The organism is Streptomyces griseiscabiei, assembly GCF_020010925.1.
In the GTDB taxonomy this organism is placed as follows: domain Bacteria; phylum Actinomycetota; class Actinomycetes; order Streptomycetales; family Streptomycetaceae; genus Streptomyces; species Streptomyces griseiscabiei.
In genome coordinates, this window is record NZ_JAGJBZ010000002.1 from 1,469,888 (window position 1) to 1,482,351 (window position 12,464).

The window sequence follows — 12,464 nt, forward strand, 5'->3', positions numbered from 1 at the left end:
GTGGCGCCGGATCCGACGCGCAGCGCATGCCACCGTCCCGAACGCCCCGTCGCAGACAGGGGTGTGGGTGGCGCCACCTGAACGCGCTGCGCGGCCCAGCACGGCACCACCCTCGTCGCGGTGCCGGGCACGGTCGCCTTCCCCTCCACTGGGCCGTGTCCGGTCCCCGGCTGTCGCTGTCGCTGTCGATCCGTCACGTACGGAGAAGGCGTGTCACGGATCGGCGGCGACCTCAGGGCGCCGTGCGGCATCGCCGCGTTCCCCCGCGCGAACGGTGTCCACTCGCGTGCCCGCACCGCAGCCCGCGCTTCGCGAGGGCTGTCACCCGCACCTGCCGAGGGCCGTCACCGGCGTCCCTCACTTCATGAGAAGAGGCACCCCATGCGTACGCGTTCCCTCCTTGCCCTCGCCGCCGGCACCGCCGCCCTGATGGTGTCCGCCATCAGCCCCGCCTCCGCCGCCGACACCGTGCTCACCACCGGCGGCCTCGCCGGTGACGCGGTCGCCGTCGGTGACGTCCTCAGCGCCTCGCTGGCGTCCGGCACCACCGGCAAGTTCTACTCCAGCGCGACCGGCACGAGCGGTGTCTCCTGTGCCGCGTCCACCTTCACCGCCACCGTCACCGACAACCCGGCCGCGCCCGGCACGGCCACCGAGTCCGTGGACGCCCACACCTTCGGCAGCTGCACCAGCAACGTCCTCGGTGTCCTCGGCGTCAACAGCGTCACCGTCAACAACCTGCCCTACACCACCTCCGTGACCTCGGACGGCGTCGTCACGGTCAGCCCGGCGGCGGGCTCGGTCCTCCAGACCACGGTCGTCCTGCGCACGCTGCTGGGCACCATCAACTGCGTCTACCAGGCGCCCAGCATCACCGGCACCTCCAGCAACACCGACAACAGCATCAACTTCACCGCCCAGGTCTTCACCAAGACCTCCGGCTCCACGCTGTGCTTCGCCAACGGCTACTTCACGGCGAAGTACGCGCCCGTCACGGACACCACCCAGGGCGGCGCGACGGTCTACACCAACTGATCACGGCACACCCCGGATACGGGTCGGTTACCGGTCCGGCGGCCGGTAACCGACCTCTGAGGTGAAGCGACGGCCGACGCGGTCAGCCGTCGACACGGGAGCGGCGTCCCCGTCCGCGCAGGTACAGGGCGGCGCCCGCGGCGAGCACCAGCGCCGTGGCGCCGCCCGCCACCAGCGGTACGGAGACGCCGCTCGCGTCCGTGGTGGAGGCGACGGGACTGCCGGGGTCGGCCGCCCGGTCGACGCCACCGGAGCCGTCCGCGCCGGCCGCCGGTGTCGTCGGGGACTTGGTCGGCGTGGCGACGGCGGGCTCGGACGGCTCCGCGGCCGGCTTCTCCGTCGCGCTCTCCTCGCCCCCGGCGGGTGTCCCGGCCGAACTCCCCTCGTCCTTCCCCGAGTCGGCCCGCTTCGCCTTCGGGAACACCACGTCCGAGCACGAGTAGTAGGTGTCGACCGTGCTCGTGTTCTGCCAGATCGTGTACAGCACATGGTGCCCGGACCGGTCCGCCGGCAGCTTCGCCGAGAACTCGTACGCCCCGTTCCGCAGCGGCGGGTCGGTGATGGAGGCGAACGGCTTCTCCGGCAGATCGGACCACTTCAACGGCTTCGCCGGGTCGTATCCCGGTTTCGTCAGGAACAGCTTGAAGGTCCCGGTGTGCGGGATCGTCGACCGGTACGTCAGGTCCAGGGTGCTGCCGGGGGAGAGACGGGTCGAGGGCCAGTCGGCGCGGGCCAGGTCGAGCCCCTTGTAGGGCGCGAGCCCGCCGCTGCACAGCCGCCCGTCCGGGACGACCTCCCGGTCGCGCCCGTTCACCCCGGCGATCCGCATGTTGTCCCACGCGGTGAAGGGCCCGCCGTTCGCGGCGATCGCCGCCCGGCACGCCGCCGACCCCTGGCTCCCGCCCTCCGGCGAACACGCCGAGACCCGGCTCACCGGATCCGTCGGCGCGCCGTGCGCCCGGGCCGGGGCGGCGGTCCCCACGGTGAGCAGCAGGGGGGCCACGACGAGCGCCGCACCGGTCGTGACGGAGGTGCGGCGGGCGGACAAGCGGTACATCCGGTACGTCCGATCCATGGGGTCGAGGGTGGCTGACGGGTCCACCGTGTGGTACGTGACCCATGGGCGCGCCGTTCAACGGCGCGGCCTTGTTCGACCGGTCGGATCCGGCCATACGCGGTGCGCGGGCAATGCCTCGGCAAACCCGGCGAAGCGGCACATCCGGGCCCGACTGCCGGGTGGTGTAGGGGAGTTGTGCAGGGGTCGAGGGTTTTCCCCATATCCCCATGACCTGGGCTTTGCCTAAGGTCATCGCACAGCCGAACCATAGGTAACCCCTGGTGGAACGACTCGCGCTTGGCCGGTCTCTGCGCCAACCCTTTCTGGACCCCCCGCCGCTTCGATGAAGAAGCGTTTCACTGCCGCTCCTCCCCTGACATGAGCAGGCCACGAAAGGCGAAGCCCTTGCGTACTTCCCCCTCTCGTACCGCCGGACGGAAGCTCATATCCGTCGCCGCGGTCTCCGTCGCCCTGGTGGCCGGCATGACCACATCGGTCGCCGTGGCCCAGACCCCGACCGCGAAGGCCGACGCCTCGCCCGCCGTCGCCGGCGCCACCGAGGCCGCGCCCGGCACCGTCGCCGAGCGCCTGATCGTCGGCTACAAGTCCGGTGCCGCCGAGGCCACCTCGAACAAGGCCGCCGACGCCGACGCCGCCGCCAAGGGCAAGGAGGCCGGCGAGAGCCTCGACTTCCAGCGCCGCCTCGGCAGCGGCGCCGCCCTCGTCGACCTGGGCGAGGACCTCACCAAGACGGACGTCGCCGACGTCATCTCCGAGTACCAGGCCGACCCGCAGGTCGCCTATGTCGTCCCGGACCGCCTGAACACGGCGCAGGCCACCCCCAACGACACCGAGTACAGCAAGCAGTGGGACCTCTCCGAGGCCACCGCGGGCATGAACGTACCGGGCGCCTGGGACAAGGTCACCGGCACCGGCGTGACGGTCGCCGTCATCGACACCGGTTACGTCGCCCACTCGGACCTCGCCGCGAACATCGTCGGCGGCTACGACTTCATCGCCGACACCGCGGTCTCCGTCGACGGCAACGGCCGCGACAACAACCCGGCCGACCCCGGCGACTGGAACAACGCCACCGAGTGCGGCGCCGGCGTCCCTGCCAGCGACTCCTCCTGGCACGGCACGCACGTCGCGGGCACCATCGCCGCGGCCACCAACAACAGCAAGGGCATCGCGGGCATCGCGTACGACGCGAAGATCTCCCCGGTGCGCGTGCTCGGCAAGTGCGGCGGCTACGACTCCGACATCATCGACGCCATCACCTGGGCGTCCGGCGGCACCGTCTCCGGCGTCCCCGCCAACACCAACGTCGCCAAGGTCATCAACATGAGCCTCGGCGGTGGCGGCGCCTGCACCTCCGCGACCCAGACCGCGATCAACGCCGCCGTGAACCGCGGCACCACGGTCGTCGTCGCGGCGGGCAACAGCAACGCCAACGCGGCCAACTACTCGCCCGCCAGCTGCTCCAACGTGATCTCGGTGGCGGCCACCAACCGCGCCGGCGCCCGCTCGTACTACTCGAACTTCGGCTCGGTCGTCGACATCGCGGCCCCCGGCGGCGAGACCCGCACCGTCGAGTCCGGCGGCATCCTGTCCACGCTGAACGCCGGCACCAAGGGCCCGGGCGCGGAGTCGTACGCCTACTACCAGGGCACCAGCATGGCCGCCCCGCACATCGCGGGCCTCGCCGCGCTGCTGAAGTCGGCCAGCTCCTCGCTGACCCCGGCCCAGATCGAGTCCGCGATCAAGACCAACTCGCGTGCTCTGCCGGGCGCCTGCTCGGGCGGCTGCGGCGCCGGCCTCGCCGACGCGGCCAAGACGGTGCAGGCGGTGACCGGTGGAGGTTCCACGGGGGGCACCACCTTCACCAACACCACGGCCGTCTCCATCCCGGACAACGGCGCGGCGATCGAGTCCTCGATCTCCGTCACCGGCCGCACCGGCAACGCCCCCTCGGCCCTCCAGGTCGGCGTGGACATCACCCACACCTACCGCGGTGACCTGGTCCTGACCCTGGTCGCCCCGGACGGCTCGACCTACCCGCTCAAGGCCTCCAGCTCGGACTCCGCGGACAACCTGGTCACCACCTACTCGGTGAACGCCTCCAGCGAGGTCGCCAACGGCACCTGGAAGCTGCGGGTCCAGGACGTCGCGGCCTCGGACACCGGCCGCCTCAACAACTGGAAGCTCACCTTCTGAGGCTCGGGCCGCGAGGCCTGATCCCGGCCGACCGGTCCGGCTGAACGGCCGGACCGAAGGACCGCCACCCCCCACTGCCGGCGGCCGACCGATGCGAGCGGGCATCGGTCGGCCGCCGGCGCATTCATGTTCATGGGCACAGGGGAACGGGCGCACCGGCGGGCGTTAGCGTATGCGCATGGCGACAGAGAACTACGAGGGATTCGGCCCGGCTCCGGTGACGGTGGTCTGCCCCCGCTGCGGCACCTCCGGCCCGGCGGTGCGTACGGTCCCGGACGCGTGTGCCGCCCCCGACTCCCCGGGGTCGGGCCTCTCCGACCGGCTGGCGAAGGCACCGGGTACGGAGTCGAGGTTCGACAGCGTCATGCACTTCCTGGAGGGCATGGTCCTGACCGGTGTCTGCGCGGGCCTCGCCCAGCACGGCGTCCAGGGCGGCAAACCCCTCTTCACGATCGGCGGTTCGGTCCTCGCCGTCCTGCTCTTCTTCGGCACCCTCTGGGTGATCCGCGGCGAGGCCCGCGAACGCGCCACCGTCACGGCGGGCAGGCCCCGTGTCGAAGCCCTGTGGAACCCCGCCCACCACTGCGCCTCCTGCGACTCCGTGTTCTACCCCAGCGGCAGCCCCTGGCCGGGCCCGCTGACGACGGACCAGTTCCGGAAGTTCGTGTGGACGGAGGCCGGCTTCCACAAGCAACTCGACGAGAAGCTGAAGCAGCTGGAACTCCCACCCCGCGCACCCGGCACACCCAGTGCCCCCGGAGGAGCCCACGGCCATGCCTGACGCGTCCGCTCCCGCCGCGGCCCCGGTCATCCGCAGCGACGACCCGGCCTCCTTCCCGCACAGCGTCCTCGCCGAACGCCACCCCGCCCTCATCCGCAAGGTCCTGGACGCCACCCCCTACGGCCCCGAACAGCGGCGCGCCCTGGACGAGTTGCTGCGCAACAGCACCGAGGGCGTGCTCGCCCCACCGGCCGACGACGACTGGTGGGACACCTGGAACGTACGCCGCTACGCCGGCCGCTCCTGGTTCTCCCTCCCCTTCCTCGCCGCCGAGAGCTGCTTCTACCGCCAACTCCTGCGCGCCGTCGGCTACTTCGGCCCCGGTCCCTGGCAGGGCGTCGACCCGTTCCGCCCCTTCAAGCTCGCCGAACTGGACACCCCCGAGGCCGCCGCCGAACTCACCGCGCTGGGCCCCCTGTCGGAACAGCCCCTCCCGGACCAGCTCACGGCCCTCCTCCACGGCTCCCTCTGGGGCAACCGGGCGGACCTCGGCTTCCGTCTCCAGAGCACCGAGGAGAAGTCGGTCGACTCCGCGCTGGTCGCGGACGACAGCGACGCGCTGCTCTCCCTGCTGACGGGCAGGACACTCTGCCTGGTCGCCGACAACGCGGGCCGCGAACTGATCCCCGACCTTCTCCTCATCGACCACCTCCTCACCCACGGCCACTTCGACCGCGCCGTCCTGCACCTGAAGCCGTACCCGTACTTCGTCTCGGACGCCACCACCGCCGACACCCTCGACGCGCTGCGGCACCTGGTGACCGCGAAGACCGACGCCGGCACCCGCCTCCACACCGCGCTCACCGAGGGCCGCCTGGTCCTCCGCGCCCACCCCTTCTCCTGCGCCCCCCTGCCGTACGCGGACATGCCCGCCGACCTGCGCGCGGACTTCGCCTCGGCCGACCTGACGATCATGAAGGGCGACCTCAACTACCGCCGCCTGGTGGGCGACCGCCTCTGGCCTCCCACCACCCCCTTCACCGAGGTCACCGCCTACTTCCCCGGCCCGGTGGCCGCCCTCCGCACCCTCAAGTCCGACGTCGTCACGGGCCTGACTCCCCGAACGGAAACCACCCTCACCGAGGCCGAGGGCCACCACTGGCGCACGAGCGGCACAAGGGCTCTGATCCAACTGCGAACCTGACCCCGGGGGAGCGGGGCGCAGCACTCCCGCGCCCCGAAAGGGGCGCGGGGAACTGCGCGAGAAGCCCCACCGAACCGTCGCGTACCCACTCACCCCCGCGCGGAGCGCGAAAGCGGGGGTCGAAGGGGCGCAGCCCCTGGATGGGGGCACCTCCCGCTCGAGCGCAGCCGAGAGTGGGGGAGGGACGGGTAGGGGCGGCGGGGGCGAAAACCCACCCACGTTCACGCGATGGTGTGATCATGTGCCCCCATCCGGATGCCCGCCGAGGACCACGGGTAGGGCCCGCCCATGACGCAGCCCTTCGAACTCCCGCACTTCTACCTGCCGTATCCCGCACGGCTCAACCCCCACCTGGCAGAGGCCCGTGCCCACTCCACCGAGTGGGCACGGGAGATGGGCATGCTGGAGGGCTCCGGCGTCTGGGACCGGGCGGACCTGGACGCGCACGACTACGGCCTGCTGTGCGCGTACACCCACCCCGACTGCGACGGCCCCGCACTCTCGCTCATCACCGACTGGTACGTGTGGGTGTTCTTCTTCGACGACCACTTCCTGGAGCTGTTCAAACGGTCCCAGGACCGCCCCGGCGGCAAGGCCCACCTCGACCGGCTCCCGCTCTTCATGCCCCTGGACCTCACCACCCCCGTGCCGGAGCCGCGGAACCCGGTGGAGGCGGGCCTCGCCGACCTCTGGGCGCGCACGGTCCCGGCGATGTCGCTGGACTGGCGCCGCCGTTTCGCCGTGGCCACCGAGCATCTGCTCAACGAGTCGATGTGGGAGCTGTCCAACATCAACGAGGGCCGGATCGCCAACCCGGTCGAGTACATCGAGATGCGCCGCAAGGTCGGCGGCGCGCCCTGGTCGGCCGGTCTCGTGGAGTACGCGACCGCCGAAGTCCCGGCGTCCGTCGCGGAGTCGAGGCCGCTGCGGGTGCTGATGGAGACGTTCTCCGACGCCGTCCACCTGCGCAACGACCTGTTCTCCTACCAGCGGGAGGTCGAGGAGGAGGGCGAGAACAGCAACGGCGTGCTCGTCCTGGAGACCTTCTTCGGCTGCGGCACCCAGCAGGCCGCCGAGACCGTCAACGACATCCTCACCTCCCGGCTGCACCAGTTCGAGAACACCGCCCTCACCGAAGTCCCCGCCCTTGCCCTGGAGAAGGGACTCACTCCCGGCGAGGTCGCCGCCGTCGCGGCGTACACCAAGGGCCTCCAGGACTGGCAGTCCGGCGGCCACGAATGGCACATGCGGTCCAGCCGCTACATGAACCAGGGGGCCGCCTCCGCGCGCGGACCGCTCGACCTCGGCGGCGCGGTCCTCTCCGGTCCCGCCCTGGTCGCCCAGGCCGGTTTCGGGACGTCCGCCGCCGATGTCGGGGCACTGCTGGCGACGGCCGCGGCGGAGCGGCTGCGCGCCCACACCCATGTGCCGTACCAGAAGGTCGGGCCCTCACAACTCCCCGATTTCCACATGCCGTTCGAGGTGGAGCTGTGCCCGCATCTGGACGGCGCCCGCCCCCGCCTCACCGCCTGGATGCACGAGATGGGCATGCTGAGCGAGGGGGTCTGGGACGAGGAGCGGCTCGCCGCCGCCGACCTCCCGCTCTGCGCCGCCGGCCTCGACCCGGACGCGACGGCCGAGGAGCTCGACCTCAGCTCCGGCTGGCTGGCCTGGGGCACCTACGGCGACGACTACTACCCCCTGGTCTTCGGCCACCGCCGCGACCTCGCCGCCGCCCGTCTGACCACGGCCCGGCTCTCCGACTGCATGCCCGTCGACGGCGAGCACGCCCCCGTCCCGGTGAACGGCATGGAACGGGGCCTCGTCGACCTCTGGGCACGGACGACGGCGGAGATGACCCCCGACGAGCGGCGCGGTCTGAAGGCGTCCGTCGACAAGATGACGGAGAGCTGGGTGTGGGAGGTGTTCAACCAGATCCAGCACCGCGTCCCCGACCCGGTCGACTACCTGGAGATGCGGCGCGCCACCTTCGGCTCCGACCTCACCCTCAGCCTGTGCCGACTGGGCCACGGCCCGCAGATCTCCCCGGAGGTCTACCGCAGCGGCCCGGTCCGCTCCCTGGAGAACGCGGCGATCGACTACGGCTGGCTGATCAACGACGTCTTCTCCTACCAGAAGGAGATCGAGTACGAGGGCGAGGTGCACAACGCGATCCTCGTCGTACAGAACTTCTTCGGCTGCGACTACCCGCAGGCGCTCGGTGTGATCCACGATCTGATGACCCAGCGGATGCGGCAGTTCGAGCATGTCGTCGCCGCTGAACTCCCCGTCGTCTACGACGACTTCGCGCTGTCCGAGGAGGCGCGCGCCATCATGGACGGCTATGTGGACGATCTGCGGAACTGGATGTCCGGCATCCTCAACTGGCACCGGGGGGTGGACCGTTACAAGTCCGCGTTCCTGGCCCGCCGGGCGCACGGCTTCGTCCCGGACCGCCCGCCGGTGCCGCCGTTCGTCCCGGTTCCCGCCGGCTGAGTCCCGGGCGGCCGGTTCACACCGGCCGGGGTGCCGCCGCCCGGGTCGCGTGCTCGACCGCGGCGCGGGCGAAGGCCCGTACGACCGGATGCGGACGGCTGCCGTCGCCGGCCAGTTCCGGCTGGAAGAGCGTCGTCAGGAAGAAGGGGTGACCGGGCAGTTCGGCGATCCGCACCTGCCCGGCCTCGTCGTGCCCGGAGAACCGCAGTCCGTGCGCGCGCAGGGTGCCGGGTCGGGCCGTACGCGCAGAAGTACCGCTCGACCGACCGCTCGGCGTTCATCACGGACTGGGCGAGCGACCCGGGCTCGACGACGACCGTCGCCTCGTGCCCGACCAGGGAACAGGCGAGCGGTTCGACGAGGAAGTCCTCGGCGTCGGGCTCGGTCTCGGCGTGCGCGACCCGGGTGAGCCCGCACACGCTCCGGGCGTACTCCAGCAGCGCGTGCTGGAAGCCGCCGCAGGTGCCCAGGAACGGGATGCCCTCCTCCCGCGCGGTCCGGATCGCGGAGAGCACCCCGGCCTCGCTGCGGTACGGGCTGCCCGGCACCACCCACACCGCGTCGAAGCCCCGTACGGCTCCGGCGTCGGCGGCGGCGTCCTCGGAGGGGATCCAGTACGCGTCGAGGACGAGCCGGTCCCGTCCGGCGAGGGCGTCGAGGAGCAGCGGGATCCGGCTGTGCGAGACGACGTCGGGGGAGCGGTCCCTGACGCCTGGTGCACCGTACGGAGCTGGTGCACGGCCGGACGCCCGGGGGAGCGGCGGCGGCCCTCGTGCGGGAGCTGACCGGGCCCCGGCCGGCCCCCGACCCGATGTGACGGGGTGTCAGTCTCACTCTTTCGTGGCTCGTCGTGCCGTGCTGCCCCGGGTAGGTCCCCGGCCGGAGGTGGCGAGATCATGGAACAGACCGTGTTGAGGCCCAAGCCCATGCCGGGCCGGGAGTCCGGTGAGGGCCGTCCGTCCGGCACCGCCCGGCGCCCGCACGCCGCGCCCCGCCGCGCTCGGCAACGCCTGATCACCCTGCTGTTCGCTCTCTTCGGCTGCGCGGCCCTCGTCCTGTCGGGCGTCGGACTCGGCACGATGGGCGCCACGGTGATCGGCATGAGCCGGCTCGCCGAGCCGCGGGAGAGCGCGCCGGACGGCGACGGCCGGACCTCGGGTGGCGTTCCCAAGTCGGCCGCAGGGAGCGGGAGTTCGGTTACCGCGCCCACAGGCGCGCCCATCGGCGCGCCCACCCGCCCCACCCTCGGAGTCGAAGTCGTCGACGCCCCCGGAGGCGCCGCGGGGAGTGGCGCCCGTGTCGTCGGCGTGCATGTCCCGGGCCCCGGCTACAGCGCGGGCCTCGTCCGCGGTGACACCGTCCTCGCCCTGGGCGGTACCCGGACCGGATCGGCGGCCGACCTCGCGCGGGCCGTCACCGCCGCCCGCCCCGGCGTGGCGATGAGACTCCTCGTCCGGCACGCGAACGGCACCCGTCGGCACCTGGTCGCCGTACCGGGCGTCGTCACCTGAGCCCCCGGGACCGCCCCCGGTCCGAACCCCCTACACGGCCACCCGGAAGTGGCTGGTCAGCCGCCCCTCGTCGTCCAGCACATGGAACGCCAGTCCGGGCGGCGCCTCCCGGTCCGCGACCTGGTCGCCCTCCCACGGGAGCCGCAGCGTCCACGTCACCCCCGGGCCGACGACCAGCGGGCGCCCGGCGAACAGGGTCGCGGCGGGTGTGTGGGCGTGGCCGGTGATGATCCCCGCGATCTCCGGCCGGCGCTCCAGCAGCCGGGCGAGCTTCGCGGGCCGGCCCAGCCGGTAGCCGTCCGGCAGGGGGGTGGTGGAGGGCCACCGGTGGGTGGTGGAAGGCGAGCAGTGCCGGCCGGTCGCCGTCGAGACCGTCGAGGGTCTCCTCGATCCAGGCGTACGTCCGCGACTCCAGCTCGCCCTCGTCCCGGCCCGGAACGCTGGAGTCGCACATCAGCACGGCCGCCTCCGCGAAGACATGGACCGTGTTGACCGGCCCGTCGGCGGGCTCCTCCCCGAGCAGCGCCTTGCGGTACGGCGCCCGGCTGTCGTGGTTGCCCGGGCAGGTGAGCACCGGGAAGGGGACCCCGCCGTCCCGCAGCCCCAGCAGACGCGCCGCCTCCTCGTACTCGGCCTCCGTGCCGTGGTCCGCGATGTCCCCGGTCACCAGCAGCGCGTCCACCCGCCCCGGCAGCCCCCACAGCAGATCCCGCACCCGCTCCGCCCGGCGGGTCGCCCGGTCGCTCCCGTCCAGATGCAGATCACTGATGTGCGCGAGTACGAGCATCGCCGTACGCCTCCTCGGGGTTGCCTAACGGGACATCTGCATCCAAACATTAGAACTAATGGTTGGGCAACCTCCAGACGTTAGCTCAGGCCGCCCGGGGCGCCCCGGAACGCGGTGGCCGTACCCGCCGCCCCTGACGCCGCGACGATGCGATGGTGGTGTCAATCGGCTCGCGTGCGCCGCGGCGGAGGGGCAGGATGCTGCCCGTAGCCCCGTAGCACCAGGGGACTCCGAGCAGACGGAGGCACGGATGACCGGCACGCCCAGCGACGGGACCGCGCCCGCCCCGGCCGGGGCCCCGCCCGCCCCCTTCACCGCCGACGACTACCGGGCCCGGATGCGGCGCGCCGCACGGGCCGCCGCGGACGAAGGGCTCGACGGGCTGCTGGTGGCGCCCGGCCCCGACCTGGTGTGGCTGACGGGGCACCACCCGCCGGAGACCGAGCGGCTGACGATGCTGGTGCTGCGCGACGGCGAGGACCCGGTGCTGGTGGTCCCCACCCTGGAGGCCCCGGACGCCGCCGGGGCCCCCGGCGGCCCCGCACTCACCCTCCGCGACTGGACCGACGGCAAGGACCCCTACGAGGCGGCCGTCTCCGTCCTCGGCCCACGCGGCCGTTTCGGCGTCAGCGACAACACCTGGGCACTGCATCTGCTGGGCCTGCAGCGGCGGCTGCCCGGCACGGCGTACGTCGCGCTCACCGAGACGCTGCCCATGCTCCGGGCGGTGAAGGACGCCGCCGAACTGGAGCGGATGGCGGCGGCGGGCGCGGCGGCCGACCGGGCGTACGAGGAGATCCGGCAGGTCCCCTTCGCGGGGCGCCGGGAGGCCGACGTCGCCGCCGATCTCGCCGCGCTGCTGCGCCGGTTCGGCCACTCCCAGGTCGACTTCACCATCGTCGCCTCGGGCCCCAACGGCGCCAACCCGCACCACGAGGCCGGAGACCGGGTCATCGGCCACGGCGACATGGTCGTCCTCGACTTCGGCGGCCTCAAGGACGGCTACGGCTCCGACACCTCCCGCACGGTCCACGTCGGCGAACCGGCCGCCGAGGAACGCGCGGTGCACGACCTCGTACGGGCCGCCCAGGAGGCCGGATTCCGCGCGGTACGGCCGGGCGCGGCCTGCCAGGACGTCGACCGGGCCGCCCGCGCGGTCATCACCGAGGCCGGGTACGGCGACCGGTTCGTCCACCGCACCGGGCACGGCATCGGCGTCACCACCCATGAACCGCCGTACATGATCGAGGGGGAGGAGCGGCCCCTCGTGCCCGGGATGTGCTTCTCGGTCGAACCGGGCGTCTATCTGCCGGGCCGTTTCGGTGTACGGATCGAGGACATCGTGACGGTGACGGAGAGCGGCGGCCGACGTCTCAACACCACCTCACGCGAACTGGCGGTGGTCGAGTGACCGGCCGAGTACCCCCACTCCTTCG

General features: G+C 72.5%; 8 protein-coding genes and 2 pseudogenes. 7 read left to right on the forward strand and 3 right to left on the reverse strand.

Annotated features, from left to right (window positions below):
• Window positions 1–381 precede the first annotated feature (381 nt).
• Window positions 382–1,035 (forward strand): Tat pathway signal sequence domain protein, encoded by a 654-nt coding sequence (locus tag J8M51_RS23930; RefSeq protein WP_086760645.1) that lies wholly within the window; start codon window positions 382–384, stop codon window positions 1,033–1,035.
• Between the two features lie 82 nt (window positions 1,036–1,117).
• Here J8M51_RS23930 and J8M51_RS23935 read toward each other — a convergent pair whose 3' ends face one another.
• Entirely contained in the window at window positions 1,118–2,110 is a 993-nt protein-coding gene (locus J8M51_RS23935; RefSeq protein WP_086760643.1) for a lytic polysaccharide monooxygenase auxiliary activity family 9 protein, read from the reverse strand.
• Between the two features lie 387 nt (window positions 2,111–2,497).
• On the opposite strand from J8M51_RS23935, the gene J8M51_RS23940 reads away from it, so the two are divergent.
• The 4 genes from J8M51_RS23940 to cyc2 all read left to right on the forward strand — a co-directional run bounded on the left by J8M51_RS23940 (window position 2,498) and on the right by cyc2 (window position 8,730).
• Complete coding sequence (locus tag J8M51_RS23940; protein WP_086760642.1) at window positions 2,498–4,309, forward strand: S8 family peptidase; 1,812 nt, start codon at window positions 2,498–2,500, stop codon at window positions 4,307–4,309.
• Between the two features lie 178 nt (window positions 4,310–4,487).
• Window positions 4,488–5,090, forward strand: coding sequence for a hypothetical protein (locus J8M51_RS23945; RefSeq protein WP_317852985.1), 603 nt, complete (start codon window positions 4,488–4,490; stop codon window positions 5,088–5,090).
• A complete protein-coding gene (locus J8M51_RS23950; protein WP_086760656.1) occupies window positions 5,083–6,234 on the forward strand; it encodes a damage-control phosphatase ARMT1 family protein in 1,152 nt (383 codons plus the stop codon). Before J8M51_RS23945 ends, J8M51_RS23950 begins: the two co-directional genes overlap by 8 nt.
• 288 nt (window positions 6,235–6,522) lie before the next feature.
• On the forward strand, window positions 6,523–8,730 hold the full coding sequence (gene cyc2, locus J8M51_RS23955; RefSeq protein ID WP_086762764.1) for a germacradienol/geosmin synthase Cyc2: 2,208 nt from the start codon (window positions 6,523–6,525) through the stop codon (window positions 8,728–8,730).
• A gap of 16 nt (window positions 8,731–8,746) precedes the next feature.
• Here the strand turns inward: cyc2 and J8M51_RS23960 are convergent.
• Window positions 8,747–9,401 (reverse strand): annotated as a pseudogene (locus J8M51_RS23960) (CTP synthase C-terminal region-related (seleno)protein).
• A 225-nt stretch (window positions 9,402–9,626) separates the two neighbouring features.
• Between J8M51_RS23960 and J8M51_RS23965 the strand changes: the two are divergent.
• On the forward strand, window positions 9,627–10,241 hold the full coding sequence (locus J8M51_RS23965) for a PDZ domain-containing protein (protein WP_267299459.1): 615 nt from the start codon (window positions 9,627–9,629) through the stop codon (window positions 10,239–10,241).
• Between the two features lie 30 nt (window positions 10,242–10,271).
• Here the strand turns inward: J8M51_RS23965 and J8M51_RS23970 are convergent.
• A pseudogene (locus J8M51_RS23970) lies at window positions 10,272–11,028 on the reverse strand (phosphodiesterase).
• A 250-nt stretch (window positions 11,029–11,278) separates the two neighbouring features.
• Between J8M51_RS23970 and J8M51_RS23975 the strand changes: the two are divergent.
• Window positions 11,279–12,439: a M24 family metallopeptidase gene (locus tag J8M51_RS23975; protein WP_216589470.1), complete on the forward strand. Its 1,161-nt coding sequence runs from the start codon at window positions 11,279–11,281 to the stop codon at window positions 12,437–12,439.
• Window positions 12,440–12,464: the final 25 nt, after the last annotated feature.

Bases quoted from the DNA above. Each gene is read 5' to 3' on its own strand.
- J8M51_RS23930 (WP_086760645.1), top strand. From the start codon at position 382: ATGCGTACGCGTTCCCTCCTTGCCCTCGCCGCCGGCACCGCCGCCCTG.
- J8M51_RS23935 (WP_086760643.1), bottom strand. From the start codon at position 2,110: ATGGATCGGACGTACCGGATGTACCGCTTGTCCGCCCGCCGCACCTCC.
- J8M51_RS23945 (WP_317852985.1), top strand. From the start codon at position 4,488: ATGGCGACAGAGAACTACGAGGGATTCGGCCCGGCTCCGGTGACGGTG.
- J8M51_RS23950 (WP_086760656.1), top strand. From the start codon at position 5,083: ATGCCTGACGCGTCCGCTCCCGCCGCGGCCCCGGTCATCCGCAGCGAC.
- cyc2 (WP_086762764.1), top strand. From the start codon at position 6,523: ATGACGCAGCCCTTCGAACTCCCGCACTTCTACCTGCCGTATCCCGCA.
- J8M51_RS23965 (WP_267299459.1), top strand. From the start codon at position 9,627: ATGGAACAGACCGTGTTGAGGCCCAAGCCCATGCCGGGCCGGGAGTCC.
- J8M51_RS23975 (WP_216589470.1), top strand. From the start codon at position 11,279: ATGACCGGCACGCCCAGCGACGGGACCGCGCCCGCCCCGGCCGGGGCC.